The 25,686-nt window shown below is 66.4% G+C and carries 22 protein-coding genes and 1 tRNA gene; 16 read left to right on the top strand and 7 right to left on the bottom strand.

Annotated elements, in window-relative coordinates:
* The first annotated feature begins 68 nt into the window (after positions 1 to 68).
* The 11 genes from PGB34_RS07305 to PGB34_RS07255 all read left to right on the top strand — a co-directional run bounded on the left by PGB34_RS07305 (position 69) and on the right by PGB34_RS07255 (position 8,269).
* The gene (locus PGB34_RS07305; RefSeq protein WP_271427401.1) at positions 69 to 1,289 is read left to right on the top strand and encodes an IscS subfamily cysteine desulfurase; all 1,221 of its coding nucleotides are present in this window, start codon (positions 69 to 71) and stop codon (positions 1,287 to 1,289) included.
* A gap of 48 nt (positions 1,290 to 1,337) precedes the next feature.
* Positions 1,338 to 1,751, top strand: coding sequence for a Fe-S cluster assembly scaffold IscU (gene iscU / locus PGB34_RS07300; RefSeq protein ID WP_271427400.1), 414 nt, complete (start codon positions 1,338 to 1,340; stop codon positions 1,749 to 1,751).
* Between the two features lie 25 nt (positions 1,752 to 1,776).
* Positions 1,777 to 2,100: an iron-sulfur cluster assembly protein IscA gene (gene iscA, locus PGB34_RS07295; protein ID WP_271427399.1), complete on the top strand. Its 324-nt coding sequence runs from the start codon at positions 1,777 to 1,779 to the stop codon at positions 2,098 to 2,100.
* A gap of 129 nt (positions 2,101 to 2,229) precedes the next feature.
* Positions 2,230 to 2,748 (top strand): Fe-S protein assembly co-chaperone HscB, encoded by a 519-nt coding sequence (gene hscB / locus PGB34_RS07290; RefSeq protein WP_271427398.1) that lies wholly within the window; start codon positions 2,230 to 2,232, stop codon positions 2,746 to 2,748.
* Between the two features lie 18 nt (positions 2,749 to 2,766).
* On the top strand, positions 2,767 to 4,626 hold the full coding sequence (hscA, locus tag PGB34_RS07285) for a Fe-S protein assembly chaperone HscA (protein ID WP_271427397.1): 1,860 nt from the start codon (positions 2,767 to 2,769) through the stop codon (positions 4,624 to 4,626).
* Positions 4,627 to 4,642: 16 nt separating this feature from the next.
* Positions 4,643 to 4,981: an ISC system 2Fe-2S type ferredoxin gene (gene fdx / locus PGB34_RS07280; protein WP_271427396.1), complete on the top strand. Its 339-nt coding sequence runs from the start codon at positions 4,643 to 4,645 to the stop codon at positions 4,979 to 4,981.
* A gap of 45 nt (positions 4,982 to 5,026) precedes the next feature.
* Positions 5,027 to 5,734 carry a DNA polymerase III subunit epsilon gene (dnaQ, locus tag PGB34_RS07275; protein WP_271427395.1) on the top strand — a complete coding sequence of 236 codons (708 nt, stop codon included), beginning with the start codon at positions 5,027 to 5,029 and terminating at the stop codon, positions 5,732 to 5,734.
* A gap of 76 nt (positions 5,735 to 5,810) precedes the next feature.
* Positions 5,811 to 5,885, top strand: a tRNA-Val gene (locus tag PGB34_RS07270).
* Between the two features lie 100 nt (positions 5,886 to 5,985).
* Positions 5,986 to 7,092, top strand: coding sequence for an NAD(P)/FAD-dependent oxidoreductase (locus PGB34_RS07265; RefSeq protein ID WP_271427394.1), 1,107 nt, complete (start codon positions 5,986 to 5,988; stop codon positions 7,090 to 7,092).
* A 115-nt stretch (positions 7,093 to 7,207) separates the two neighbouring features.
* A complete protein-coding gene (locus tag PGB34_RS07260) occupies positions 7,208 to 7,519 on the top strand; it encodes a glycine zipper domain-containing protein (protein WP_271427393.1) in 312 nt (103 codons plus the stop codon).
* 69 nt (positions 7,520 to 7,588) lie between these two features.
* The gene (locus PGB34_RS07255) at positions 7,589 to 8,269 is read left to right on the top strand and encodes a phage holin family protein (protein ID WP_271427392.1); all 681 of its coding nucleotides are present in this window, start codon (positions 7,589 to 7,591) and stop codon (positions 8,267 to 8,269) included.
* An 85-nt stretch (positions 8,270 to 8,354) separates the two neighbouring features.
* Here the strand turns inward: PGB34_RS07255 and PGB34_RS07250 are convergent, their stop codons facing one another.
* Complete coding sequence (locus PGB34_RS07250) at positions 8,355 to 9,434, bottom strand: quinone-dependent dihydroorotate dehydrogenase (protein WP_271427391.1); 1,080 nt, start codon at positions 9,432 to 9,434, stop codon at positions 8,355 to 8,357.
* Positions 9,435 to 9,478: 44 nt separating this feature from the next.
* Between PGB34_RS07250 and rpiA the strand changes: the two genes are divergently transcribed.
* On the top strand, positions 9,479 to 10,168 hold the full coding sequence (gene rpiA / locus PGB34_RS07245; RefSeq protein ID WP_271427390.1) for a ribose-5-phosphate isomerase RpiA: 690 nt from the start codon (positions 9,479 to 9,481) through the stop codon (positions 10,166 to 10,168).
* A 14-nt stretch (positions 10,169 to 10,182) separates the two neighbouring features.
* On the opposite strand, the gene PGB34_RS07240 is transcribed toward rpiA, so the two are convergent.
* The 5 genes from PGB34_RS07240 to PGB34_RS07220 form a co-directional block, all read right to left on the bottom strand.
* Positions 10,183 to 10,851 (bottom strand): DUF4124 domain-containing protein, encoded by a 669-nt coding sequence (locus PGB34_RS07240; RefSeq protein ID WP_271427389.1) that lies wholly within the window; start codon positions 10,849 to 10,851, stop codon positions 10,183 to 10,185.
* Between the two features lie 124 nt (positions 10,852 to 10,975).
* Positions 10,976 to 13,033 (bottom strand): M3 family metallopeptidase, encoded by a 2,058-nt coding sequence (locus PGB34_RS07235; protein ID WP_271427388.1) that lies wholly within the window; start codon positions 13,031 to 13,033, stop codon positions 10,976 to 10,978.
* Between the two features lie 36 nt (positions 13,034 to 13,069).
* Complete coding sequence (locus tag PGB34_RS07230) at positions 13,070 to 13,921, bottom strand: bifunctional methylenetetrahydrofolate dehydrogenase/methenyltetrahydrofolate cyclohydrolase (RefSeq protein WP_271427387.1); 852 nt, start codon at positions 13,919 to 13,921, stop codon at positions 13,070 to 13,072.
* A 91-nt stretch (positions 13,922 to 14,012) separates the two neighbouring features.
* The gene (locus PGB34_RS07225) at positions 14,013 to 14,654 is read right to left on the bottom strand and encodes a response regulator transcription factor (RefSeq protein ID WP_271427386.1); all 642 of its coding nucleotides are present in this window, start codon (positions 14,652 to 14,654) and stop codon (positions 14,013 to 14,015) included.
* Positions 14,651 to 17,152 carry a PAS domain-containing sensor histidine kinase gene (locus PGB34_RS07220; protein ID WP_271427385.1) on the bottom strand — a complete coding sequence of 834 codons (2,502 nt, stop codon included), beginning with the start codon at positions 17,150 to 17,152 and terminating at the stop codon, positions 14,651 to 14,653. Before PGB34_RS07220 ends, PGB34_RS07225 begins: the two co-directional genes overlap by 4 nt.
* A gap of 231 nt (positions 17,153 to 17,383) precedes the next feature.
* Between PGB34_RS07220 and aceE the strand changes: the two genes are divergently transcribed.
* Genes aceE through lpdA form a run of 3 tightly spaced genes read left to right on the top strand, consistent with a single transcriptional unit; the run spans position 17,384 to position 23,653 of the window.
* Positions 17,384 to 20,101 carry a pyruvate dehydrogenase (acetyl-transferring), homodimeric type gene (gene aceE, locus PGB34_RS07215; RefSeq protein WP_271427384.1) on the top strand — a complete coding sequence of 906 codons (2,718 nt, stop codon included), beginning with the start codon at positions 17,384 to 17,386 and terminating at the stop codon, positions 20,099 to 20,101.
* A gap of 39 nt (positions 20,102 to 20,140) precedes the next feature.
* Positions 20,141 to 21,799 (top strand): dihydrolipoyllysine-residue acetyltransferase, encoded by a 1,659-nt coding sequence (gene aceF, locus PGB34_RS07210; RefSeq protein WP_271427383.1) that lies wholly within the window; start codon positions 20,141 to 20,143, stop codon positions 21,797 to 21,799.
* Positions 21,800 to 21,811: 12 nt separating this feature from the next.
* The gene (gene lpdA, locus PGB34_RS07205; protein ID WP_271427382.1) at positions 21,812 to 23,653 is read left to right on the top strand and encodes a dihydrolipoyl dehydrogenase; all 1,842 of its coding nucleotides are present in this window, start codon (positions 21,812 to 21,814) and stop codon (positions 23,651 to 23,653) included.
* A gap of 79 nt (positions 23,654 to 23,732) precedes the next feature.
* Here lpdA and PGB34_RS07200 read toward each other — a convergent pair whose 3' ends face one another.
* Entirely contained in the window at positions 23,733 to 24,275 is a 543-nt protein-coding gene (locus tag PGB34_RS07200; protein WP_271427381.1) for a C40 family peptidase, read from the bottom strand.
* Between the two features lie 262 nt (positions 24,276 to 24,537).
* Here PGB34_RS07200 and PGB34_RS07195 point away from each other — a divergent pair, with 262 nt between their 5' ends.
* Positions 24,538 to 25,608, top strand: coding sequence for a PQQ-dependent sugar dehydrogenase (locus PGB34_RS07195; protein WP_271427681.1), 1,071 nt, complete (start codon positions 24,538 to 24,540; stop codon positions 25,606 to 25,608).
* The last annotated feature ends 78 nt before the right edge of the window (positions 25,609 to 25,686 follow it).

Here is a 25,686-nt window from a genome sequence, read left to right as displayed (position 1 = left end):
GCTGCGGCGCCAGCCTGATTGAACGACCCCACGTCAGCTAGAACGCCAGCCAAGAAGAAGTCACAGCCATGGACGCGACGCCTCATTTCCCCATCTATCTCGACTACGGCGCCACCACGCCGGTGGACCCGCGCGTGGTCGATGCCATGATCCCCTGGCTGCGCGAGCATTTCGGCAACCCGGCATCGCGCAGCCATGCGTGGGGTTGGGAGGCGGAAGAGGCCGTGGAGAAGGCCCGCACGCAGGTGGCTGACCTGGTGGGTGCGGACCCGCGCGAGATCGTGTGGACTTCTGGCGCCACCGAATCGAACAACCTCGCCATCAAGGGCGCGGCCCATTTCTACAAGGGCAAGGGCAAGCACCTGATCACCGTGAAGACCGAGCACAAGGCCGTGCTCGACACCACGCGTGAACTGGAGCGCCAGGGCTTCGAGGTGACCTACCTCGATGTGAAGGAAGACGGCCTGCTGGACCTCGAGGCCTTCAAGGCCGCGATCCGTCCCGACACCATCCTGGCCAGCGTGATGTTCGTGAACAACGAGATCGGCGTGATCCAGGACGTGGCGGCGCTGGGCGCGATCTGCCGCGAAAAGGGCGTGATCTTCCATGTGGACGCAGCGCAGGCAACCGGCAAGGTGGAGATCGACCTGGCTCAGTTGCCCATCGACCTGATGAGCCTGGCCTCGCACAAGACCTATGGCCCCAAGGGCATCGGCGCGCTGTATGTGCGCCGCAAGCCGCGCGTGCGCCTGGAAGCGCAGATGCACGGCGGTGGCCATGAGCGCGGCATGCGCTCGGGCACACTGCCCACGCACCAGATCGTGGGCATGGGCGAGGCCTTCCGCATTGCCAAGGATGAGATGGCGCAAGACCTGGCCAAGGCTCGCGCCCTGCAGAAGCGCCTGCTTGACGGCCTGAAGGACATCGAACAGGTGTTCATCAACGGCGACCTGGAGCGCCGCGTGCCGCACAACCTGAACATCAGCTTCAACTTCGTCGAAGGCGAATCGCTGATCATGGGCATCAAGGGCCTGGCCGTGTCTTCGGGTTCGGCCTGCACCTCGGCCAGCCTGGAGCCCAGCTATGTGCTGCGCGCGCTGGGCCGCAGCGATGAGCTGGCCCACAGCAGCCTGCGCATGACCATCGGCCGTTTCACGACCGAGGAAGAGATCGACTACGCCGTGGCCTCCATCAAGCACAACGTGGTGAAGCTGCGCGAGCTCAGCCCGCTCTGGGAGATGTACCAGGACGGTGTGGACCTGAGCACCATCCAGTGGGCCGCGCACTGACGCGCGCCTTTTGTTGAATCTTTTTGGCAAATAAGAGAGAGGTTCCCCATGGCTTACTCCTCCAAGGTCATCGACCACTACGAAAACCCGCGCAACGTTGGCTCCTTCGACAAGGGCGACGAGACGGTGGGCACCGGCATGGTCGGCGCACCGGCCTGCGGTGACGTCATGAAGCTGCAGATCAAGGTCAACCCTGAAACCGGCGTGATCGAAGACGCGCGCTTCAAGACCTACGGCTGCGGCTCGGCCATCGCGTCGTCTTCCCTGGTGACCGAATGGGTCAAGGGCAAGACGCTGGACGAGGCGGCTGCGTTGAAGAACGCGCAGATCGCCGAAGAGCTGGCGCTGCCGCCGGTCAAGATCCACTGCTCCATCCTGGCCGAAGACGCCATCAAGGCTGCGGTCAGCGACTACAAGGCCAAGCACGGCGCCAAGGCCGACGCCGAGGCTTCCGTCCACTGATCTTCATCTGCTGCTGTCCACTGCCATGTCCGTCACCCTGACCGAAGCCGCTGCCCGCCACGTGAACCGCTACCTCGCCAAGCGGGGAAAGGGCGTGGGCGTGCGGCTGGGCGTGAAGACGACGGGCTGCTCGGGCCTGGCCTACAAGCTCGAGTACGTGGACGAGCTGGCGCCCGAGGACGTGGTGTTCGAGGATCATGGCGTGAAGGTCATGATCGACCCCAAGAGCCTGGCCTACCTGGACGGCACGCAACTGGACTTCGTGCGTGAAGGCTTGAACGAGGGCTTTCGCTTTAACAACCCGAACGAGCGCGACCGGTGCGGCTGCGGCGAAAGCTTCCGCATCTGATGCTGGCAGCGCGCCGCTGAGCCCGACTGTCCGCCGCGAAGCCGCCGCCACGGGCGGCTTTTTTCCGTGCGCAGCCGGCCATGCTGGCCCGCGATCTTTGCGCCCCGTGTTTGTTCGCCTTGAGCCGCCATGAACCTGCAGGACACCGACTTCGAACTCTTCGCGCTGCCAGCGACCTTTGCGCAGGACCGCGCGCAGATCGACGCGCGCTGGAAGCAGTTGCAGCGCGAAGTGCATCCGGATCGCTTTGCCTCGCAGGGCGCGGCGGCGCAGCGCGTGGCCATGCAGTGGTCGGTGCGGATCAATGAGGCCTATCAGCGGCTGAAGGACCCGCTCAAGCGCGCGGCCTACCTGTGCGAAATCAATGGTTCGCCCGTCCAGGCCGAGAACAACACGGCGATGCCGCCCGAGTTCCTGATGCAGCAGATGGAGTGGCGCGAGACGCTGGATGATGCCGGGGACCTGGCTGCACTCGACGCGCTGCAGGCCCAGGTGGATGCGACTCGCACCCGCGCGTTGTCTTCGCTGGACTGGCTGATCGACGAGAAGGGCGACTACCCCGCCGCCGTTGCGCAGGTCAGAGCCCTGATGTTCATCGAGCGCTTTGTGCAGGAGCTCGGCCAGCGTGCCGACCGCTTGGGACAATAGACGCCGGACTCTTTTCTCATGGCACTTCTTCAGATTTCCGAACCGGGCCTTGCGCCCGATCCGCACCAGCGCCGCATTGCCGTTGGAATCGATCTTGGCACCACGCACTCACTGGTGGCCGCCGTGCGCAACGGCGTGGCAGAGTGTCTGCCCGACGAGGACGGACAGGTGCTGCTGCCTTCGGTGGTGCGCTACCTGGATGCGCAGCGGCGCCAGATCGGTGCCGCTGCCAAGGCCGCGCGCGTGCAGGACCCGGTCAACACCATCACCTCCGTCAAGCGCCTGATGGGCCGCGGCCTGGCCGACATCGGCCATGCGGCTTCGCTGCCTTATGCGTTGGTGGACGAGGGTGGGATGGTGCGCGTGCAGACCGCCGCAGGCCCCAAATCACCCGTGGAGGTGAGCGCAGAGATCCTGGCCACCTTGCGCTACCGGGCCGAGGACACCTTCGACACCGACGAGCTGCATGGCGCCGTCATCACCGTGCCGGCCTACTTCGACGAGGGGCAGCGTCAGGCCACCAAGGACGCGGCACAACTGGCGGGCCTGAACGTGCTGCGCCTGATCAGCGAACCGACTGCGGCCGCCATCGCCTACGGACTGGACCGCGCGGCCGAAGGCGTCTACGCCGTCTACGACCTGGGTGGCGGAACCTTCGATGTGTCGATCCTGCGGCTGACCCAAGGCGTGTTCGAGGTGATCGCCACGGGAGGTGACTCTGCGCTGGGCGGCGACGACTACGACCACGCGCTGCTCGACCATGTGCTGGCGCAGACGGGCCTGAAGGCGGCCGATGCGGCTGACCGTGCCGCACTGCTGACGGCGGCGCGCACGGCCAAGGAGGCGCTGACCGATGCGCCGCAGACCCGCTTCGCTGCCGAGCTGTCGGCGGGCCCGTGCGAACTGGAACTCACGCGTGAGGACTTCGAAGCGGCCACGCGGGCCCTGACGGAACGCACGCTGGTCAGCGTGCGCAAGGTGCTGCGCGATGCGGCGCTCAAGGCCGAAGACCTGCAGGGCATCGTGCTGGTGGGCGGTGCCACGCGCATGCCTCAGATCCGCGCCGCGGTGCAGGCCTGCTTCGGTCGGCCGCCTCTTGTCGACCTGAACCCCGATGAAGTGGTGGCGCTGGGCGCCGCCATCCAGGCCAACCAGCTCGCCGGCAACGACAGCCATGGCGATCTGCTGCTGCTCGACGTGATCCCGCTGTCGCTGGGCATCGAAACGATGGGCGGGCTGGTGGAGCGCATCGTGCCGCGCAACACCACGCTGCCCACCGCCATGGCGCAGGACTTCACCACCTACCAGGATGGGCAGACCGCGCTGGCCCTGCATGTGGTGCAGGGCGAGCGCGACCTCGTGGCCGACTGCCGCAGCCTCGCGCGTTTCACCTTGCGCGGCATTCCGCCCATGGCGGCGGGTGCAGCTCGCATCCGCGTGAGCTTCACGGTCGATGCCGACGGGCTGCTGTCGGTCAGCGCCAGGGAGCAGACCAGCGGCGTGGAAGCCAGCGTGGCCGTGAAGCCTTCATACGGCCTGTCGGACGACCAGATCGCCACCATGCTGAAAGACAGTTTTGCCACCGCGCAGCAGGACATGGCCTCGCGCGCGCTCATCGAGGCGCGCGTGGATGCCGAGCGCATGCTGCTGGCCACACGCAGCGCGCTCGCGGCTGACGGCGACCTGCTCGACGCGCAGCAGCGCGCACAGATCGACGACCTGCTGGCCGCGCTGGAAGCGGCGCGCGGTGCTGAGGACGCCGCCGTCGTGGAGGCCGCCACCAAGGCATTGGCCGACGGCACCGAAGCCTTCGCGGCGCAGCGCATGAACGCCGGCATCGCCAGGGCGCTGGCAGGGCGAAAGCTCGAATCCATCTAAGCAGAACAACGACACGATGCCCATCATCAAGATCCTTCCCCACGCGGAATACTGCCCGCAAGGCGCCGAGATCAGCGCGCCCGCCGGCACGTCCATCTGCGAGGCCTTGCTCGACAACAAGATCAACATCGAGCACGCCTGTGACATGAGCTGCGCCTGCACCACCTGCCATGTGATCGTGCGCGAGGGCTACCAGTCCCTGAACGACGCCGAAGAGGAAGAAGAGGATCTGCTGGACCGCGCCTGGGGCCTGGAGCCGCAGTCGCGCCTGTCCTGCCAGGCCATCCTGGCGCAGAAGGACGTGACGGTGGAGATCCCCAAGTACTCGCTCAACCACGCCAAGGAAAATCACTGAGGCGGGCACACCCATGCCCACCCCATTGAAGTTCAAGGAGCATTGATGTCGCGCCAGATCGTTCTCGACACTGAAACCACAGGCCTGTCCGCCGACAACGGCGACCGCATCATCGAGCTGGGCTGCGTGGAGCTGCTCAACCGCAAGCTCACCGGCAATGACCTGCACCTGTACTTCAACCCCGACCGCGAAAGCCATGAAGACGCGCTGAAGGTGCACGGCCTGACCACCGAGTTCCTCAGCGACAAGCCGCGCTTCGAGGTGTTGGCGCAAGACATCGTGGCCTACCTGAGCGGGGCCGAGCTGATCATCCACAACGCGCCATTCGACGTGGGCTTCCTCAACAAGGAGTTCGAGCGCGTGGGCCTGCCTCCGCTGCGCACCCATGTGGCGGATGTGATCGACACGCTGGTGATGGCCAAGCAGATCTATCCGGGCAAGCGCAATTCGCTCGACGGGCTGTGCGACCGCTTCGGTGTGGACCGTTCCAATCGAACCTTCCACGGCGCCAAGCTCGACGCCCAGCTGCTGGCCGATGTCTACATCAACCTCACGCGCGGCCAGGACGCGCTGCTGATCGAGGTGACCAGCGACGAGCCTGCGCAGGGCGTGGTGCTGGATGAGGTGGACCTGCGCAGCTTCACGCTGCCGGTGCTCCGTGCCTCAGAGGACGAACTGGCTGCGCACGACAAGGTGCTGGCCGAGCTCGACAAGTCCAGCGGCGGCAAAACGATCTTTCGCGCGCAGGCCTGAAAAGCTGTGGCATAATCTAAGTCTTCGCTGAGCACTGCCAGCGAAACAGGAAGACGTAGCACCCAGCGGCTTCTTCGGGCGATTAGCTCAGGGGTAGAGCACTGCATTCACACTGCAGGGGTCAGTGGTTCGATCCCACTATCGCCCACCACTCATTCCAGACAAACGGCACCTTCGGGTGCCGTTTGTGTTTGTGCGCCGCCATTTCTGTTTGTGCGCGAGGCGGCCGATGGTGCGGCTAAGCTCGCGGCATGGAAACAATCGACAGTGTGGTCATTGGTGCAGGTGTCGTTGGCCTGGCAGTGGGGCGCGCGCTGGCCTTGCAGGGGCGCGAGGTGCTGGTGCTCGAAAGTGAAGGTGCAATTGGCACGGGCACGAGTTCGCGCAACAGCGAAGTCATCCACGCCGGCATCTATTACCCGCAAGGCTCGCTCAAGGCCAGGCTGTGCGTGCAGGGGCGCGAGCAGCTCTATGCCTACGCACAGGCGCGCGGCGTGCCGCACCGGCGCTGCGGAAAGCTGATCGTCGCGACCAGCGAGGCACAGGTCGCGGCGCTGCACGACATCCAGGCCAAGGCGGCAGCCAATGGCGTGCACGATCTGGCCCTGATCGATGCGGCGCAGGCCGCGGCCATGGAGCCGGCCCTGCACTGCGTGGCTGCGCAGCATTCGCCCAGCACCGGCATCATCGACAGCCATGCGCTGATGCTGAGCCTGCAGGGCGACCTGGAGGATGCAGGTGGCCTGGTGGCGCTGCGCTCCGGCGTCGAGTCCGCGCAGGTGCATGCGCAGGGCATCGTGCTGCGAACGACGGACGGGGGCCGGTGGTTGTGCCGCACGGTGGTCAATGCTGCGGGCTTGCGGGCGCCTGCGCTGGCGCGGCGTTTCGACGGGTTGGCTGCGGCGCATGTGCCGCCGAACCACTGGGCCAAGGGCAACTACTTCGTGCTCGCAGGGCGCGCGCCTTTCAGCCGCCTGATCTATCCCGTGCCGGAAGCCGCCGGCCTGGGCGTGCATCTGACTCTGGACCTGGGCGGACAGGCCAAGTTCGGTCCTGATGTGCAGTGGGTCGAATCGCCCGACGACCTGCAGGTGGACCCGGCACGCGGCGAAGCGTTCTATGCTGAGGTGCGCCGCTACTGGCCTGCGCTGGCCGATGGTGCGCTGATGCCGGGCTACGCCGGCATGCGGCCCAAGGTGAGCGGGCCCGGCGAGGCTGCGCGGGACTTCCTGATCCAGGGCCCCGGGACGCACGGCGTCGCCGGTCTGGTCAATCTCTTCGGCATCGAATCGCCGGGCCTGACCAGCAGCCTGGCCATCGCGGATCATGTGGCGGACTTACTCCATCGTGAAAGCTAGGGCTTCGGCCTGGAAGAGAGCGCAGGGGGTAACATGGTTCGGCACGCCGTCTGCTGGCGTGGTCATCGTCGGCATGTGGCCGATGTCTGGAATTCATTGAGGGGAAGGATCTTCCATGTCCGCATCCAACAATCTCGAAGCGCGCGCCAACGCAGTGGTCGAAGATCTGGCGCAAGACGTCAAGAATGTGCTGTCCGACGCCGAACTGTCGTCCAAGGAAGAGGTTCGGAAGCTCAAGCAGCGTGTGGACTCCAAGTTGACCGTTGTGCGCGCGCTGGCAGCCGAAAAGAGCCGGGTGGCAGCCAAGAAGGCGAAAGACGCCGCACACACCGCCAATGTCTACGCGCATGACGAACCCTGGCAGATCGCCGGTGCCGCGCTGGCCGTGGGCGTTCTGGTGGGCTTGGTGCTGGGCAGCCGTCGCTGAGCACCGGATGATCAAGCGTTTGCAGGCGGGGCCGCTCAAGGCCGGCCGGGTCGCGCCGGAGTTGATGGCATGAGGCAGCTTCTGGCATTGCTGGGGATCGACCGCCGCATCGCGCATCTGCGCGCCGTGATCGGCGAAGGCGCGATGGCCGCCGAGGACCGCGCGCAGCTGCTGCGCATGGCCTGGGACGAAGAGAAGCTGCGCCTGCGTCGATTGCTGCTGCTGCTGCTGGCGGTGCTGGGCCTGACCTTCATGATGACCGCGCTGCTGTCGGTTGCGATCATCGTCCACTTTTGGGACAGCCCTTCGCGCTCGACGGCCGCCTGGCTGGTGGCGCTGGCCTGGCTGCTGTTCTGGGGGGCTGCGCTGTGGGCGCTGCTCGCCACGATCCGGGAAACGCCGCCCACGGTTGCCGTGGCGCGCGATGAGCTGGCGCGCGACATCGACTGGTTGGGCCAGCGTTTCGGCGACGACGAAGACGCGCCGCCGAAGGTGCGTCCGGCCACGCGTCAGGAGCTGCTGGACCGCATCGAGGGCCAGCGTCGCCGGCTTGCGCTGCAGGAGCGCATGGAAGCCATGGCAGAAGAAGTGCCGCCGCCTGAAAGCCCGTCGAACAAGGCGGTGCGCCTGGCGCGTGAGCACCCCGTCGTGGCAGGTGCCGCTGCCGCGGTGGTGATCGCGGCCGTGGGGCCGCGGCGCGTGCTGCGTGTCGCTGGCTGGGTGCTGCCCATCCTCTGGAAGCTGCGCTGAACGCCGGGTGCGCGGCGGCGCATCCCCGAAGAAAAAACGGCCCTGAGCGTCACCGCCAGGGCCGTTGTGTTTGGGGCAGGCGCTTTCAGTGCGCGCCCGCCAGCGCCCTGGCCGCCTGCTGCACCAGCGCCGGCCCGCGGTAGATCAGGCCGGTGTAGATCTGCACCACGTCCGCGCCCGCCTGCCGCTTGGCCTGCGCGTCGGCGGCGCTCAGGATGCCGCCCACGCCGATGATGGGGAACTGTGGGCCCAGGGCCGCGCGCAGTTGCGCGATCACCCGGTTGCTGGCCTCGCGCGCAGGCGCGCCGGAAAGGCCGCCCGCCTCCTGGGCATGCGGCAGGCCGGCGACCGCCTCGCGCGACAGCGTGGTGTTGGTCGCGATCACGCCGTCCATGCCCTGGCGCAGCAAGGTGGCGGCGATCAGCGCCACCTGGGTTTCGTCCAGGTCCGGCGCAATCTTCAGGAACATGGGCACCTGCCGGCCATGGGTCTGGGCCAGCTGGGTCTGCTCCTGCTTGAGTGCCGACAGCAGCGCATCCAGCGCCTCGTCGCTTTGCAGGCTGCGCAGGTTGGCCGTGTTGGGGCTGGAGATGTTCACGGCCACGTAGTCGGCATGCGCGTACACGCCGCGCAGGCCCAGCACATAGTCGTCCACCGCGCGTTCGATGGGCGTGCTGGCGTTCTTGCCGATGTTCAGGCCCAGCAGCATGGGCGCCTGCTGGCGCGCGGCAGCCTGCTGCCTGAAGCGCGCGCCCTGTACGTTGGCCAGGAACGCATCCAGCCCTTCGTTGTTGAAGCCCAGCCGGTTGATCAGCGCCTCGGCACTGGGCAGGCGGAAGATGCGCGGCTTGGGGTTGCCCGGCTGTGCCTTGGGCGTCACGGTGCCCACTTCCACGAAGCCGAAGCCCATGGCGGCGAAGGCGTCGATGCAGCGCGCGTTCTTGTCGAGCCCGGCCGCCAGGCCCACGCGGTTGGGAAAGTGCAGGCCGGCCAGCGTCACGGGATCATGGACGCGCGCAGAGGTGTAGAAGCAGGCCAGCGGCGTGTTCTGCGTGCGTGCGAGCTGATCCAGCGTCAGTTCGTGCGCAGCCTCGGCGTCCATGCTGAACAGCAGGGGGCGGGCCAGACCGTAAAGGCCGGAGAGTCCGGAGGAGAGGAGGGGCATCGGATAATTCGCGGCTTCTTCAGTCGAACCCAGGATTCTCCCCGATGAGCAGCGCCCCCATGACCCAGGATGAACTCAAGACCCTTGTGGGGCGCGCTGCGCTCGCGCATGTGGTTCGCGGCGAAATTGTGGGCGTGGGCACGGGCTCCACGGTCAACAAGTTCATCGACGCACTGGCCACCATCAAGGACCAGATCCGTGGCGCGGTCTCCAGCTCCGTGGCCTCCACCGAGCGGCTGCAGGCGCTGGGCATCGAGGTCTTCGACAGCAATGCCGTGGGCGAGCTGTCGGTCTACATCGACGGCGCGGACGAGATCGATGGGCGCGGCCACATGATCAAGGGCGGCGGCGCGGCCCTCACGCGCGAAAAGATCGTGGCAGCCCAGTCGCGGCGCTTCGTGTGCATTGCCGACGCCTCCAAGCAGGTGCAGGCCCTGGGCGCCTTCCCTGTGCCGGTGGAGGTGATCCCGATGGCGGCCCAGCGCATCACGCGCCAGTTTGCGGCCCAGGGCGGCCAGGCGGTGCTTCGGTTGAAGGACGGTGCGCCTCTGGTCACCGACAACGGCCAGCACATCCTCGACGTGCGCGGCCTGAAGATCACCGATCCGCTGGCTTTCGAGTCCGAAGTGAACCAGTGGCCGGGCGTGGTGACGGTGGGCGTGTTTGCACACCAGAAGGCACAGGTCTGCCTGCTGGCCACGCCACAGGGCGTGCAAACGCTCCAGTACGACTGAAGCTTTCTGCCGCCCTAGAAACGGATGCCCGCCGGGTTCTGCGGCGTGGGCGTGCCGGCGGGGGGCGGCAGTGCGGGGGCGGCGGGCGCCGGTCTGGCGGCCGACGCGGGTGGCGATGATGCGGCCGGCGCCGCGGGGCTGGCGGCCACCATCGGCTGTGCGGGCGGCGGGCGGTAACCGGGCGGCAGCTGGTTGCTGCTCGGGTAGCCTGCTGCATCCAGGTAGCGCGACCACTCTGTTTCGGAGAATCCCTTGAGCTGCTGGCTGCCCAGCGTCAGCAGCGGCAGAGAGCTCTGCCCGCTGAGCTGCTCCAGCGCGGCAGCATCCTGTGCGCTGCCGATGGTGCGCTCATTGAACGGAATGCCGCGGGTCTGCAAAAGCGTGCGCCCGTTGGCGCAGGGTTCGCAATTCGCCTGGGTGTACAGCGTCACCGGGTAGCGCTGGGCCGTCTGGCGCAGCGCGTAGGGCAGGCCGGCACTGGTGGCGCCTTCATTGCCGGCCGTTGCGGGCCCCTGGGCACCTGCAGGGCTTGGGCCCGCATTGGCATTGGCACTGGCCGGTGGTCGGTCTGAATAAGTGACCCGGCCGTTCGCATCCACCGAGCGATAGAGGGGCTGGGCGCTCGCGCTGCCGGCAAGCAGCAGCCCCAGCAAGGCCAGTCGGGAAATGGAGTGAGTGCGCATGGGCCGGGCGTTGAAAGGCGTGAGCCGCGAGCGTAACGCAGTTGCGTCAGGACGCGTCCAGGGGGCAGGCCACACGGGCGCGCACGGCCCGGCCAACCGTGCATTCCTGCGCTCCCGCGCGCGTTCAGGCCGCCAGCGGCTCGGCCATGCCCTGGTGCCGCAAGAGCGCGTCCAGCTGGGGCTCCCGGCCACGGAAAGCCTTGAAGCTCTCCATGGCCGTGCGGCTGCCACCAGCCTCCAGGATGGCCTGCCTGTAGCGGCGGCCCGTCTCCACGCTGGGCGTACCGTCCGCGCCCATGCTTTCCTCGAAGGCCGCATAGGCATCGGCGCTCAGCACTTCCGCCCACTTGTAGCTGTAGTAGCCGGCCGCATAGCCGCCCGAGAAGATGTGGGTGAAGGTGTTGGGCGTGCGGCTGAAGGGCGGCGAAGGCAGCACCGCCACTTCGTCGCGCACCTGGTTCAGCAGTGCCATCACGGCACCGGGGGCCGCCGCGGCGGCGTCGAATTGCGTGTGCAGGAGCATGTCGAACAGCGCGAACTCGATCTGGCGCAGCGTCTGCATGCCGCTCTGGAAATTCTTGGCCGCGATCATCTTGTCGTAGAGCGGGCGCGGCAGCGGCTCGCCCGTTTCCACATGCGCCGTCATGTGCCGCAGCACGTTCCATTCCCAGCAGAAGTTCTCCATGAACTGGCTGGGCAGTTCCACGGCGTCCCATTCCACGCCGCTGATGCCCGAGACGTCGCGCTCGTTCACCTGCGTGAGCATGTGATGCAGCCCATGGCCGAATTCGTGGAAGAGCGTGATCACGTCGTCATGCGTGAGCAGCGGCGGTGCACCGTCCACGCCTTCGGCGAAGTTGCACACCAGTTGCGCCACGGGGGTTTGCAGGCCGTGCGTGTCGGGGCGCATCCAGCGTGCGCGCACGTCGTCCATCCAGGCGCCGCCGCGCTTGCCCACGCGCGCCGATGGATCCAGGTAGAACTGGCCCACCTTCTGACCCTGGCGTTCGATGCGGTAGAACTCCACCGTCGGGTGCCACACGGGCGCGCTGTCGCGGCGGATGCTGACTTCGAACAGGGTTTCGACGATCTTGAACAGGCCGGCCAGCACCTTGGGCGCCGGAAAGTACTGCTTGAGCTCCTGCTCGCTGAAGGCATAGCGCGCCTCCTTGAGCTTCTCGCCGATGTAGCTCCAGTCCCAGGGTTGCGGATCGGTCAGGCCCAATTCCTTGGCGGCGAACTCGCGCAGCTCGCTCACATCGCGCTGGCCGTAGGGGCGGGCACGCGCGGCCAGATCACGCAGGAAGCCCACCACCTGTTCAGGCGATTCGGCCATCTTGGGCACCACCGACAGGGCGCCGAAGCTGGGGTAGCCCAGCAGCTTTGCTTCTTCCTCGCGCAGGGCGAGGATTTCGGTGATCAGCGCCGTGTTGTCGAAGGCCGCGTCGCCCAACTCGCTGGCGCGCGTGACGTAGGCGCGATACAGGCGTTCGCGCAATGCGCTGCTCTTGGCGAACTGCATCACCGGCAGGTAGCAGGGCATCTTGAGCGTGAGCCTGTAGCCCGGCTTGCCCTCGGCCTGCGCCCCTGCGCGAGCGGCGGCAATCACGTCTTCGGGCAGGCCGTCCAGTTCTTCCCGTTCGGCATACCAGGCGAAGGCGTCGGTGGCATCCAGCGCGTGTTCGCTGAACTTCTGGCTCAGCTCGGCCTGGCGCTCTTGAATCTCGGCATAGCGCTTCTTCGCGTCGCCCTGCAACTCGGCGCCGCCCAGCACGAAGTTGCGCACGGCATTCTTGTGGGCCTGTGCCTGCTCGGGATTCAGGGTGGCTGGGTCGATCGCCTTGTACTTGGCGTAGAGCCGCTGGTCGGAGCCCACGCGCGTCCAGAACTCTGTCACGCGTGGCATGCAGGCGTTATACGCAGCGCGCAACGCTGGTGTATCCGCGACCGCATTGAGATGGGCGACGGCTCCCCAAGCGCGCGTGAAGCGCTCGCCGCCGACGTCTAAAACGCGGGAAATTTCGAGCCAATCCGCCGGAAATTCGGGCGCAACCACCGTTTCGAGGTTCGCCTCGCCTTCCGCAACGAGTTGATCGACTGCTGGCGCGATGTGCTCCGGGCGGATCCGATCAAACAGGGGCAGATCGGAGAAGTCGAGGAGGGGATTGGAGGTGGTAGTCATAGCAATTTGAGCGGTGCGAACTGCGGCGAATTCAACTCACTTGGCGCTTCGTTCCGCCGCTTCAAGGGTGTTGACCAGCAGCATGGCACGGGTCATGGGGCCCACGCCGCCGGGCACGGGCGTGATCCAGCTGGCGACCTCGCGCACGCCTTCGAAGTCCACGTCGCCGCACAGCTTGCCTTCGGCATTGCGGTTCATGCCCACGTCCAGCACCACGGCGCCGGGCTTGACCATGTCGGCCGTCAGCAGGTTCTGCTTGCCGACCGCGGCCACGATCACGTCGGCCTGGCGCGTGATGGCGCCCAGGTCGGCCGTGGCGCTGTGGCAGATGCTGACGGTGGCGCTGCGGCCCAGCAGCATCATCGCCATGGGCTTGCCCACGATGTTGCTGCGCCCGATGACCACGGCATGCTTGCCGCGCAGCTCGTAGCCGATCGAATCGAGCATGCGCAGGCAGCCATGCGGCGTGCAGGGCCAGAAGCCCGGGCGGCCGACCATCAGCGCGCCGGCGCTGGCGACGTGAAAACCGTCCACGTCCTTGGCCGGCGAAATGGCCTCGATCACCTTCTGGCTGTCCATGTGCCTGGGCAGTGGCAGCTGAACCAGGATGCCATGCACGGACGGGTCTTCATTGAGCGCGTGGATGCGCGCGAGCAGTTCGGCTTCGCCCAGGCTGGCCGGATGGCGTTCGAGATTGGCGACCAGGCCGGTCTCGCTGCTGTCGTTGACCTTGTGCTTCACATACACCTGGCTGGCCGGATCGTCGCCCACCAGCACGATGGCCAGCGTGGGCTGGATGCCGCGCGCCTTGAGTGCTGCGGTGCGGCCGGAAACATCGGCGCGGATCTGGCGTGCGAGGGCGTTGCCGTCGATCAGTTGTGCGGTCATGACAAGGGGCTTTCTGCGTTGGGGCGGAGTCAAAATGAAGACGCCCGCTCACGTCAGGTGGAGCGGGCGTCCGGAAGGGGAAGGGGCGCGATCAGGGCGCGGCGGGCGCGGCCTTGGCCGGGGTCTGCCCCAGGGCGATCTTGAGCAGATCGGCCACCGTGTTGGCGTTGAGCTTTTCCATGATGTTGGCGCGGTGCGCCTCCACCGTCTTGATGCTGATGCCCAGGTCGTCGGCGATCTGCTTGTTCAGGCGCCCGGCGACGATGCGCTCGAGCACCTGGCTTTCGCGGCCCGTGAGCTTGGACAGCAGCGCGTCGCGGCTGGCCGACTGCTGGTGCTGGGCGAAGGCCGAGCGCGCATGTTCGAGCATGCGCTCGACCAGGGACACCAGCTCGTCTTCATTGAAGGGCTTCTGGATGAAATCCATCGCGCCTTTCTTCATCGAGTCGACGGCCATCGGCACGTCGCCGTGGCCGGTGATGACCACGATGGGCAGCGGCGATTTGCGCTCGATGAGCTTGTCCTGCAGCTCGAGGCCCGTCATGCCGCCCATGCGGATGTCCACGATCAGGCAGGCGACCTCGCGAGGGTCGTAGCGGGAAAGAAAGGATTCAGCGGAGTCGAAGCAGCGAACCCGGTAGTCCTTGCCTTCAAGCAGCCACTGGAGGGAATCGCGAACCGCCTCGTCGTCATCGACGACATAAACCGTACCCTTTTTCGGGATCAAACTCATGCAGATACCTTTGCCTCGCCAGTCACTACGGGGTTCATAGCGTCGGGTACCGGGATCCAGAAGCTGAAACGGCATCCAACCACGTCGTTTCCATTGTAGAGGTTCTCCGCGTGCATCCGGCCGCGGTGAGACTCGACGATGGAGCGGCACAGATTGAGCCCGATGCCCATGCCTTCGCGCTTGGTCGAGAAGAAGGCTTCGAACAGGCGCTCCAGCACTTCGGGGGCCAGTCCGGCGCCGGTGTCCTGCACCGAGAACTCCACAGCGGGCTGGCCTTCCATGATCTTGGGCAGCACGCGCAGTTCAACGCTGCGCTGCGAGGCCGGCCGTTCCGCCGCGTCGATCGATTCGGCCGCGTTCTTCATCAGGTTGACCATCACCTGCTCGATCAGGATCGGGTCCACCATCAGCGTGGGCAGCCGTGCCGCCACGTAGTGGTTCAGCCGCACGTTGCGCCGCCGCAGTTCGATGCCGGCCAGCTCCACCGCTTCGCTGACCATGGTGGACACGTCTGAAGGCGTGCGGTTGGGCTCGCTGCGTTTCACAAAACTCTTGATGCGCTGGATGATCTGGCCGGCGCGCTGTGCCTGCCTGGCCGTCTTCTCGAGCGCGCCCAGCAACTGCTCCTCGTCGATCTGCTGGTTGCGGATGCGCGAGGCCATCCCGTTGCAGTAGTTGCTGATGGCCGTCAGCGGCTGGTTCAGCTCATGGGCCACGCTGGAGGCCATTTCGCCCATGGTGATCAGCCGGCTGGCGGACTGGGCCTTGTCGGCCTGGGCGGCGGCCTGTTCCTCGGCATCGCGGCGCGGCGTGATGTCGGTGGCGATCACCAGCTGCGCCAGCCGGCCGTCCACCCAGGTCAGGTAGCGCGAGCGCACTTCCAGCCACTTGCCCAGATCGTTCACGAAGATCTCGTTGTTGGCCGGCTGGGCGGCGGTGAGCGTGTCCACCGGCAGGCCGGCCAGCGGGTCCACGTCGTCGAAGTCCGCCTCGGGCGAGGGCGCGGCGGGCACGCCGGCTTGCGCCACCATGTGCAGATGGCCCACCGTGTCGGAGCCGAACCACGAGCGGTACATCTTGTTGGCGAACAGCAGTTCCTCGCTGCCCAGCGGCGCGACCGACACTGACGCATCGAGCGCTTCCAGCACCGTGGTGAAACGCTCGTAGGACGCCGACAGCTGCTCACGGATGCGCGTGGGCTCGGTGATGTCGGTCATCGAAGTCATCCAGCCCGTCTGCTGGCCGCGCGCGTCGATCAGTGGCGAGACATACAGCCGCGCATTGAACACGCTGCCGCTCTTGCGCTTGACGCGCACCTGGAAGCCGCCGGGCAGGGAGCGGCCATGGATCTCTTCTTCCAGCCGCTCGTTCATCAGTTCTTGGTCGCTTTCCAGCCAGTAGGGGAAGGGCGGCTTCTGGCCCACCAGTTCCTCCTCGCTCCAGCCGGTCATGGCGCAGAAGGCCGCGTTGACGTAGGTGATGCGTCCATCCAGGTCCAGCACCCGCATGCCCGTGAGCATGGAGTTCTCCATCGCGCGGCGGAAGTTGGTCTCGGCCACCAGCGCCTGCTGGGCCTGCAGCCGGCGGCGCGTGTGGCGCCAGGTGCCAATCAGCATCCAGCTGGTGAGCACCGACAGCGCCACCACCAGCCAGAACAGGCCGTTGCCGACCAAACCCTGCGAGGTGCGATACGCCTGCGCGCGCAGCACCAGCCCGTTGCCCACGGGCGAGACGGGCACCTCGAACTCGCGCGTGTGGCCCGTCCATGCGCGCAGGCCGCCTTCGGCCTCGCGGCCGGTCAGCGCGCTGCCGGCGATCACGCCGCGCTTGTCGTCCAGCAGCGAGACGGCATAGCGGAAGTTGACCTCGGGCGGCACGCCGTAGCGCATGAGCCCGTCGACCGAAAACTCGCCCAGCACCACGCCTGCGAACAACCCCTGGTCATAGAGCGGGATGTGCAGCTGCAGCATGTTCGGCGGCTCTGCGCCGGCAGCGGGCTGGGAGAACACGGGCTGGCGCAGTTCGCGCGCCAGGGCGTAGTGGGTTTCGATGTCGCCGGGGCGCAGCACTTCGCCGACCGCATGCTGCTGGGCCGGATGCACGCTGGGTGCGGCGTAGCTGGCGCGGATGGCGCGACGATCGTCGATCCAGCTGATGACCTGCAGCTCGGGGTTCTGGCTGACCATCGACTCGGCGCGGCTGGTGAATTCGGCGGCGTCGATCTCGCGGTTGCCCGCATCGCGCGCCAGGCGCATCAGTTGCTCCTGGCGCTCGAGCAGCCGCAGGCGCAGGCGCTGCTGGGCGTATTCCACGTCGCGCCGCACCGATTCCAGCTCGCGCTCCTGTTCCTCCAGCCGCAGATAGCCGAATGCGGCCACGATGGCGGCCAGAAACAGCAGCACCGCAGCCAGCGGAACCATCATGGCCACCCGGTCCTGGCGGCCCGGCGTCTGCCGGCGCCACCAGCGGCGCCACCACTTCAGCGGCGAGCTTTCCATGACCCGGGCGTCAATACAGCATTCATGCGCAGCAGTGTAGGCGGCGCGCTCTAGGTGGCGAGGGGTGCTGGCCTTGATCTGCCTGCAATCAGCTCACGTCAGTTCATCAATGTTTCATATTAAGAAACATGAAGGCATAATTTGGAATAACCAACTTTATGTGAGACACTTTCGCGACGGCTGACCTGGCCGCACTAAATTACGCCCACAAGCCATTCAGGAGACCACAGGATGTCGGCAAATCCCGAGAGCCACTTCAACGCGACTGCCCAGGATGCGGACGCTCAAGAAACCAAGGAGTGGAGGGATGCGCTCTCCGCCGTCATCCAGAGTGCGGGCCCTGAGCGCGCGCACTTCCTGCTCGAAGAGATGCTTGAGCATGCGCGCCAGAACAGCGTGGACATGCCTTTCTCGGCCAACACGGGTTACGTGAACACGATCGAGCCCGAGCTGGAAGCCCGCAGCCCCGGCAACCTCGAGATCGAACAGCGCCTGCGCGCCTACATGCGCTGGAATGCGATGGCCATGGTGGTCAAGGCCAATCGTCATCACCCGCCCGAAGGCGGCGATCTGGGCGGCCACATCGGCTCCTTCGCCTCGCTGGCTTCCATGTTCGGCGCCGGCTTCAACCATTTCTGGCATGCAGAGACCGAGCAGCGCGGCGGCGACCTGCTGTACATCCAGGGCCACGTCTCGCCCGGCATCTATGCCCGCGCCTACCTGGAAGGCCGCCTGACCGAAGAGCAGTTGCTGAACTTCCGCCAGGAAGTGGACGGCAAGGGACTCTCCAGCTATCCGCACCCCAAGCTGATGCCCGAGTTCTGGCAGTTCCCCACGGTGTCCATGGGCCTGGGCCCGCTGATGGCGATCTACCAGGCGCGCTTCCTGAAGTACCTGCACGCCCGCGGCATCGCCGACACCAGCAACCGCAAGGTCTGGGTGTTCTGCGGCGACGGTGAAATGGACGAGGTGGAATCGCTGGGTGCCATCGGTCTGGCCGCGCGCGAGAACCTCGACAACCTGATCTTCGTCATCAACTGCAACCTGCAGCGCCTGGACGGCCCGGTGCGCGGCAACGGCAAGATCATCCAGGAGCTGGAAGGCGAGTTCCGCGGCTCGGGCTGGAACGTCATCAAGCTGATCTGGGGCAAGGGCTGGGACGCGCTGCTGGCCAAGGACCACGACGGCGCGCTGCGCGACCTGATGATGAAGACCAACGACGGCGACTATCAGGCCATGAAGGCCAACGATGGTGCCTACGTGCGCAAGAACTTCTTCGGCCGCGACCCGCGCACGGCCAAGATGGTCGAGCACATGAGCGACGACGAGATCTGGGCGCTGCAGCGTGGCGGCCATGACTCGCAGAAGGTCTATGCCGCCTTCCATGCCGCCCAGAACCACCAGGGCCAGCCCACCGTGCTGCTGGTCAAGACCGTCAAGGGCTTCGGCATGGGCAAGATCGGTGAAGGCAAGAACACCGTTCACCAGACCAAGAAGCTCAGCGACGAGGACATCAAGGCCTTCCGCGACCGCTTCAACATCCCGGTGCCCGACAGCCAGATCGCCGATCTGCCTTTCTACAAGCCGGCCGACGACACGCCGGAGATGAAGTACCTGCACGAGCGCCGCAAGGCACTGGGCGGCTACCTGCCGCACCGCCGCACCAAGGCCGACGAAAGCTTCACGGTGCCGGCCCTGGAAACCTTCAAGGCCGTGCTGGAGCCCACGGCCGAAGGCCGCGAGATCTCGACCACGCAAGCCTACGTGCGCTTCCTCACGCAACTGCTGCGTGACCAGGCGCTGGGCCCGCGCGTTGTGCCCATCCTGGTCGACGAAGCCCGCACCTTCGGCATGGAAGGCCTGTTCCGCCAGGTCGGCATCTACAACCCCCATGGTCAGCAGTACACCCCGGTCGACAAGGACCAGGTCATGTACTACAAGGAGGACAAGGCCGGCCAGATCCTGCAGGAAGGCATCAACGAGGCCGGCGGCATGTCCAGCTGGATCGCGGCTGCCACCTCGTACTCGACGAACAACCGCATCATGGTGCCGTTCTACGTGTACTACTCGATGTTCGGCTTCCAGCGCATCGGCGACCTGGCCTGGGCCGCGGGCGACATGCAGGCGCGCGGCTTCCTGCTGGGCGGCACCTCTGGCCGCACCACGCTCAATGGCGAAGGCCTGCAGCACGAAGACGGCCACAGCCACATCCTGGCCAACACCATCCCCAACTGCGTGAGCTACGACCCGACCTTCGCGCACGAAGTGGCGGTGATCATGCACGAGGGCCTCAAGCGCATGGTGGAGCGCCAGGAAAACGTCTTCTACTACCTGACGCTGCTCAACGAGAACTACGCCATGCCCGGCCTGCAGCCCGGCACCGAAGAGCAGATCATCAAGGGCATGTACCTGTGCAAGCAGGCGCCCACGCTGCAGCAGGCCAACGTGCCCACCGTGCAGCTGCTGGGCAGCGGCACCATCCTGCGTGAATCCTTCTTCGCCCAGGAACTGCTGGAAAAGGACTGGGGCGTGGCCGCGGCCGTGTGGAGCTGCCCGAGCTTCAACGAGCTCACCCGCGACGGCCAGGACGCCGAGCGCTGGAACCTGCTGCACCCGACGGAGGCGCCGCGCGTGCCCTTCGTGGCCCAGCAACTGGCCGCCAGCACCGGCCCGGTGGTGGCATCGACCGACTACATGAAGGCCTACACGGAACAGATCCGTCCCTTCATTCCCAAGGGCCGTACCTACAAGACCCTGGGCACCGACGGCTTCGGCCGCAGCGACTTCCGCAGCAAGCTGCGTGCGCACTTCGAGGTCAACCGCCACTACATCGTGGTCTCGGCTCTCAAGGCGCTGGCCGAGGACGGCGTGCTGCCGGTCCAGAAGGTGAGCGAAGCCATCAAGAAGTACGGCATCGACGCCGACAAGATCAACCCGCTGTACGCGTAAGCACAAGCACACAACGCCTGCGGGCGGGAGACACAGAACATGGCAGCAGTGGAAGTCAAGGTTCCTGACATCGGCGATTTCGATTCGGTCGCGGTGATCGAGGTGCTGGTGAAGGTGGGCGACACGGTCAAGGCCGAGCAGTCGCTGATCACGGTGGAGTCGGACAAGGCCTCGATGGAAATTCCGTCGTCGGCCGCCGGCGTGGTCAAGGAAATCAAGGTCGCGGTGGGCGACAAGGTCAGCGAAGGTTCGCTGGTGCTGATGCTGGAAGCCGAGGGCGCAGGCGCCCCCGCGCCGGCACCCGCCGCTGCAGCGCCTGCGCCGGCCGCCGCAGCGCCCGCGCCCGGCCCCGCCGCAGCACCTGCTCCGGCCGCCGCGCCCGCGGGCCCGGTCGAAGTCAAGGTGCCGGATATCGGCGACTTCAAGGACGTGGCCGTGATCGAGGTGCTGGTCAAACCCGGCGACGCGATCAAGGTGGAACAGTCCCTGATCACGGTCGAGTCGGACAAGGCCTCGATGGAAATCCCGTCCTCGGCGGCCGGCACGCTCAAGGAGCTGAAGGTCAAGGTGGGCGACACCGTGAACATCGGCGACCTGATCGCCGTGCTGGAAGGCGCCGCTGGCGCCGCGGCGCCCGCACATGCGGCCGCAGCCCCGGCGCCCGCAGCCGCGCCTGCTTCGGCGCCGGCCAGCGCGAGCGCGCCCGCAGCTTCGGCAGCCCCTGCGCCCGCAGTGGCCCACGAGCCGACCAAGGCCCCCAGCGGACAGCTGCCGCATGCCTCGCCTTCGGTGCGCAAGTTCGCGCGCGAACTGGGCGTGCCGCTGGAGGAAGTGAAGGGCTCCGGTCCCAAGGGCCGGATCACCCAGGACGACGTGCAGGCCTTCACCAAGTCGGTGATGAGCGGCGCCGTGCAGACCAAGGCGCAGGCGGCCAAGGCGCCCGCCGGTGGTGGCGGTGGCGCAGGCCTGGACCTGCTGCCCTGGCCCAAGGTCGACTTCAGCAAGTTCGGCGCCGTCGAGCGCAAGGACCTGTCGCGCATCAAGAAGATCTCGGGGGCGAACCTGCATCGCAACTGGGTCATGATCCCGCACGTCACGAACAACGACGAAGCGGACATCACCGAACTGGAAGCCTTCCGCGTCGCCACCAACAAGGAGAACGAGAAGTCCGGTGTGAAGGTCACGATGCTGGCCTTCGTGATCAAGGCGGTGGTGGCGGCGCTCAGGAAGTTCCCCGAGTTCAACACCAGCCTGGACGGCGACACGCTGGTCTACAAGCAGTACTTCAACATCGGCTTCGCGGCAGACACGCCCAACGGTCTGGTCGTGCCCGTGCTCAAGGATGCCGACAAGAAGGGCATCATCCAGATCAGCCAGGAAATGGGCGATCTGGCCAAGAAGGCGCGCGACGGCAAGCTGGGTGCGGCCGACATGCAGGGCGGCTGCTTCTCGATCAGCTCGCTGGGCGGCATCGGTGGTACCCACTTCACGCCCATCATCAACGCGCCTGAAGTCGCCATCCTGGGCCTGTCCAAGGGCCAGATGAAGCCGGTGTGGGACGGCAAGCAGTTCGTGCCGCGCCTGGTGCTGCCGCTGTCGCTGTCTTATGACCACCGCGTGATCGACGGCGCGGCCGCGGCCCGCTTCAACGCCTACCTGGGCCAACTGCTGACGGATTACCGTCGCATCGTGCTGTAAGGAGAGAGCAGCATGAGCGAACAACAGATCAAGGTTCCGGACATTGGCGACTTCGACGAAGTCGCGGTGATCGAGGTGCTGGTCAAGGTGGGTGACACCATCAAGGTCGAGCAGTCGCTGATCACGGTCGAATCGGACAAGGCCTCGATGGAGATCCCCTCCAGCCATGCCGGCGTCGTCAAGTCGGTGGCCGTGAAGGTGGGCGACAAGGTCAGCGAAGGCTCCGTGGTGGTGGTGGTCGAGGCCAGCGGCGAAGCGGCTGCACCCGCACCCGCACCTGCTCCGGCAGCACCGGCGCCCGCGTCCTCGCCGGCCCCTGCGCCCGCTGCGGCCGCGCCGGCACCCGTTGCCGCTGCGCGCGCACCGGCTCCCGCAGGCACCTACAGCGGCAAGGTCGATATTGAATGCGACACGCTGGTGCTGGGCGCCGGCCCCGGCGGCTATTCGGCTGCCTTCCGATCGGCCGACCTGGGCATGAAGACCGTGCTGGTGGAGCGCTACGCCACCTTGGGCGGCGTGTGCCTGAACGTGGGCTGCATTCCTTCGAAGGCGCTGCTGCACGTTGCGGCCGTGATGGACGAGGTCAAGCACTTCGCCGATCTGGGCGTGGACTACGGCGCTCCGAAGGTGGATCGCGCCAAGCTGCTTGCGCACAAGAACAAGGTGGTGGGCAAGCTGACGGGCGGCCTCACGGCCATGGCCAAGATGCGCAAGGTGACCACCGTGCGCGGCCTGGGCACCTTCCTGGACGCCTACCACCTCGAGGTGGATGAAACCACCGGCAGCGGCTCCGAAGTCACGGGCAGCAAGAAGGTCATCAAGTTCCGCAACGCCATCATCGCGGCCGGCTCGCAGGCCGTGCACCTGCCCTTCATGCCCAAGGGCGACCCGCGCGTGGTCGATTCCACGGGCGCGCTCGAGCTGGGCTCGGACCCCAAGCGCATGCTCATCCTGGGCGGCGGCATCATCGGCCTGGAAATGGGCACGGTGTACTCCACGCTGGGCGCGCGCCTGGATGTGGTGGAGATGCTCGATGGCCTGATGCAGGGCGCTGACCGCGACCTCGTGAAGGTCTGGCAGAAGATGAACGCGCCGCGCTTCGACAACATCATGACCTCAACCAAGACCGTGGGCGCGGAAGCGACCAAGGACGGCATCAAGGTCATGTTCGAAGGCGCCAACGCGCCCAAGGAAGCGCAGGTTTACGACCTGGTGCTGCAGGCCGTGGGCCGCAGCCCCAATGGCAAGAAGATCGGCGCCGAGAAGGCAGGCGTCACGGTCAGCGACCGCGGCTTCATCCCGGTCGACATCCAGATGCGCACCAACGTGCCCAACATCTTTGCCATCGGCGACATCGTCGGCCAGCCCATGCTCGCCCACAAGGCGGTGCACGAGGCCCATGTGGCGGCAGAAGTCATTGCCGGCGAGCAGCAGGGCAACAAGGAGCTGGCCGCAGCCGCCTTCAACGCGCGCGTGATCCCGAGCGTGGCCTACACCGACCCCGAAGTGGCCTGGGTGGGCCTGACGGAGGACCAAGCCAAGGCCGAGGGCATCAAGGTCAAGAAGGGCCATTTCCCCTGGACTGCCTCGGGCCGCGCCATCGCCAACACACGCGACGAAGGCTTCACCAAGCTGCTGTTCGACGCGCAAACGCATCGCATCCTGGGTGGCGGCATTGTCGGCGCGCATGCGGGCGACATGATTGGCGAGATCGCACTGGCCATTGAAATGGGTGCCGACGAGATCGACATCGGCAAGACCATCCACCCGCACCCCACGCTGGGCGAAAGCATCGGCATGGCGGCTGAAGTGGCCCACGGCACCTGCACCGACCTGCCGCCGCAGCGCAAGTAGAAAACAAGAAACCCGCCAACGGCGGGTTTCTTTTTTGCAGTGCCCAGCAGGGGGCGATTCAGACGAGACGGCGTGCCGGTTACTCGCCGGCCGGCGCCTCGGCCACGCGGCGGGCGCCGTTGAAGCGCTTTTGCCAGTAGCTGACGTTCATGTTTTCCACCCGCACTTCGGCGCCGGAGCGCGGCGAATGGATGAACTTGCCATCGCCCACGTAGATGCCCACATGGCTGAAGGCGCGGCGCATGGTGTTGAAGAACACCAGATCGCCGGGCTTGAGTTCGCTGCGATCGATCTTCTGCGTGGCCGCAGCCTGCTCTTCGGCGCGGCGCGGCAGCAGCAGGCCCATGGATTTGTCATACATGGCCCGCACGAAGCCGCTGCAGTCAAAACCGGTTTCGACGCTGTTGCCGCCACGCTTGTAGGGCACACCCAGGAAGCCCATGGTGCTGATGACGAGGTCGGAAGTGCGGTCCACCACGGCATGGCTGGCGTGCTCGATGCGGTCCATCAGCCCGCCGCGTTCGGCAGACGCGGAATCTGCCGGGCCCCGCTCCTGATGGGGTGCCGCATACGCGGCGCTAGCAAACATGAGGACCAGGACGGCGAGGGCAGTTTGACGCATGGGGGCGTAGGATATTCAGCACAACCAAATGTGTCAATCGAAAAGCCAGTCTCAAGACCGGTGCTAAGCGATTGAAATTATTCACTTTTGTTTCACATCGTCTGCAAACAGAGGTTCTAAGACAGGCCCGTGTCATTGCCCGAAGTCATAGAGGGACATGCTTGCATGCCAGGTGGCGAGTCGATGACAGTGCCGCATGGCATTGCAAACCAAGCAAAAGTCGCGCCCAGGGCGTGCCGGTCTGGCCTGGATGGTGGGTTTCATGCTGGGCTCGGCCGCAGGCGGCGCGCAGGCCCAGGCTGTCGCGCAGGTGGTGGCCTCCGGTCTGGAGAATCCCTGGGCGGTGGCTTTTCTGCCCGACGGCCGCTTTCTGGTAACCGAGAAAGCCGGCCGCATGCGCGTGGTGGCCGCCACTGGCGAGTTGGGCCAGCCGCTGCAGGGCGTGCCGCCGGTGGCTGCGGGCGGGCAGGGCGGGCTGCTGGATGTGATCACCGACTCCCAGTTCGCGCGCAACCGCACCCTCTATTTCTGCTTTGCCGAGCCGGGTGAGGGTGGCACCAACAGCACCGCGCTGGCACGGGCCATCTTGTCCGCGGACCGCAGCCGCCTGGAAGGGCTGAAGGTCATCTTCAGCCAGAAGCCCAAGGTCGACAGCCGGCATCACTTCGGCTGCCGCATCGTGGAGGCCGGCGACGGCACCTTGTTCATGACGCTGGGCGACCGCAACAGCCGCCGCGAAGAGGCGCAGAAGCTGGACAGCCACATCGGCAAGGTGGTGCGCGTGGCCAAGGACGGCAGCGTGCCTGCCGACAACCCCTTCGTGAATCGTGCCGGCGCGCTGCCGGAGATCTGGAGCTACGGCCATCGCAACGGCCAGGGGGCCACGCTGGGCCCGGACGGCCGGCTCTGGATGCACGAGCATGGCGCGCAGGGCGGCGACGAGATCAACGTGCCCGAGGCCGGGCGCAACCACGGCTGGCCCGTGATCTCCTACGGCCGCAACTACAGCGGCACCCGGATCGGCGAAGGCACGGCCAAGGCCGGCATGGAGCAGCCGCTGAAGTACTGGGACCCGTCAATCGCCCCCTCGGGCATGGCCTTCCTGACCAGCGACCGCTATGGCGCGGGCTGGAAGGGCAACCTTTTTGTCGGTTCGCTCAAGTTCGGCTATCTCAATCGCATGGAGCTGCAGGGCGGCAAGGTGGTGGCCGAGCACCGCTTGCTGGAAGAAGGGCGCGCGCGAATCCGCGACGTGCGCCAGGGCCCCGACGGGCTGCTCTACGTGCTGACGGATGCGCAGAACGGGCAACTGATCCGGCTCCAGCCCCGCTGAGCGCGAGGGTCGGCTTCTGAGATCATCGGGTGTTCGGAGCGTGAACACGTTCCGAGGCGCCGCGCCTTCGCGTGGACG

This window comes from Xenophilus arseniciresistens, from assembly GCF_028023875.1.
GTDB lineage: Bacteria > Pseudomonadota > Gammaproteobacteria > Burkholderiales > Burkholderiaceae_C > Xenophilus > Xenophilus arseniciresistens.
Note: the sequence above shows the minus strand (reverse complement) of the source record. Positions and strands in the feature narration are given on the sequence as shown.

What these genes read in the sequence shown, in the direction of transcription:
- PGB34_RS07260 (WP_271427393.1), top strand. Translation starts at nt 7,208, where the DNA reads ATGTCCGCATCCAACAATCTCGAAGCGCGCGCCAACGCAGTGGTCGAA.
- PGB34_RS07255 (WP_271427392.1), top strand. Translation starts at nt 7,589, where the DNA reads ATGAGGCAGCTTCTGGCATTGCTGGGGATCGACCGCCGCATCGCGCAT.
- hscB (WP_271427398.1), top strand. Translation starts at nt 2,230, where the DNA reads ATGAACCTGCAGGACACCGACTTCGAACTCTTCGCGCTGCCAGCGACC.
- PGB34_RS07230 (WP_271427387.1), bottom strand. Translation starts at nt 13,921, where the DNA reads ATGACCGCACAACTGATCGACGGCAACGCCCTCGCACGCCAGATCCGC.
- PGB34_RS07220 (WP_271427385.1), bottom strand. Translation starts at nt 17,152, where the DNA reads ATGGAAAGCTCGCCGCTGAAGTGGTGGCGCCGCTGGTGGCGCCGGCAG.
- fdx (WP_271427396.1), top strand. Translation starts at nt 4,643, where the DNA reads ATGCCCATCATCAAGATCCTTCCCCACGCGGAATACTGCCCGCAAGGC.
- PGB34_RS07235 (WP_271427388.1), bottom strand. Translation starts at nt 13,033, where the DNA reads ATGACTACCACCTCCAATCCCCTCCTCGACTTCTCCGATCTGCCCCTG.
- aceE (WP_271427384.1), top strand. Translation starts at nt 17,384, where the DNA reads ATGTCGGCAAATCCCGAGAGCCACTTCAACGCGACTGCCCAGGATGCG.
- dnaQ (WP_271427395.1), top strand. Translation starts at nt 5,027, where the DNA reads ATGTCGCGCCAGATCGTTCTCGACACTGAAACCACAGGCCTGTCCGCC.
- PGB34_RS07305 (WP_271427401.1), top strand. Translation starts at nt 69, where the DNA reads ATGGACGCGACGCCTCATTTCCCCATCTATCTCGACTACGGCGCCACC.
- rpiA (WP_271427390.1), top strand. Translation starts at nt 9,479, where the DNA reads ATGAGCAGCGCCCCCATGACCCAGGATGAACTCAAGACCCTTGTGGGG.
- aceF (WP_271427383.1), top strand. Translation starts at nt 20,141, where the DNA reads ATGGCAGCAGTGGAAGTCAAGGTTCCTGACATCGGCGATTTCGATTCG.
- hscA (WP_271427397.1), top strand. Translation starts at nt 2,767, where the DNA reads ATGGCACTTCTTCAGATTTCCGAACCGGGCCTTGCGCCCGATCCGCAC.
- PGB34_RS07225 (WP_271427386.1), bottom strand. Translation starts at nt 14,654, where the DNA reads ATGAGTTTGATCCCGAAAAAGGGTACGGTTTATGTCGTCGATGACGAC.
- lpdA (WP_271427382.1), top strand. Translation starts at nt 21,812, where the DNA reads ATGAGCGAACAACAGATCAAGGTTCCGGACATTGGCGACTTCGACGAA.
- iscU (WP_271427400.1), top strand. Translation starts at nt 1,338, where the DNA reads ATGGCTTACTCCTCCAAGGTCATCGACCACTACGAAAACCCGCGCAAC.
- PGB34_RS07200 (WP_271427381.1), bottom strand. Translation starts at nt 24,275, where the DNA reads ATGCGTCAAACTGCCCTCGCCGTCCTGGTCCTCATGTTTGCTAGCGCC.
- iscA (WP_271427399.1), top strand. Translation starts at nt 1,777, where the DNA reads ATGTCCGTCACCCTGACCGAAGCCGCTGCCCGCCACGTGAACCGCTAC.
- PGB34_RS07195 (WP_271427681.1), top strand. Translation starts at nt 24,538, where the DNA reads ATGCTGGGCTCGGCCGCAGGCGGCGCGCAGGCCCAGGCTGTCGCGCAG.
- PGB34_RS07240 (WP_271427389.1), bottom strand. Translation starts at nt 10,851, where the DNA reads ATGCGCACTCACTCCATTTCCCGACTGGCCTTGCTGGGGCTGCTGCTT.
- PGB34_RS07250 (WP_271427391.1), bottom strand. Translation starts at nt 9,434, where the DNA reads ATGCCCCTCCTCTCCTCCGGACTCTCCGGCCTTTACGGTCTGGCCCGC.
- PGB34_RS07265 (WP_271427394.1), top strand. Translation starts at nt 5,986, where the DNA reads ATGGAAACAATCGACAGTGTGGTCATTGGTGCAGGTGTCGTTGGCCTG.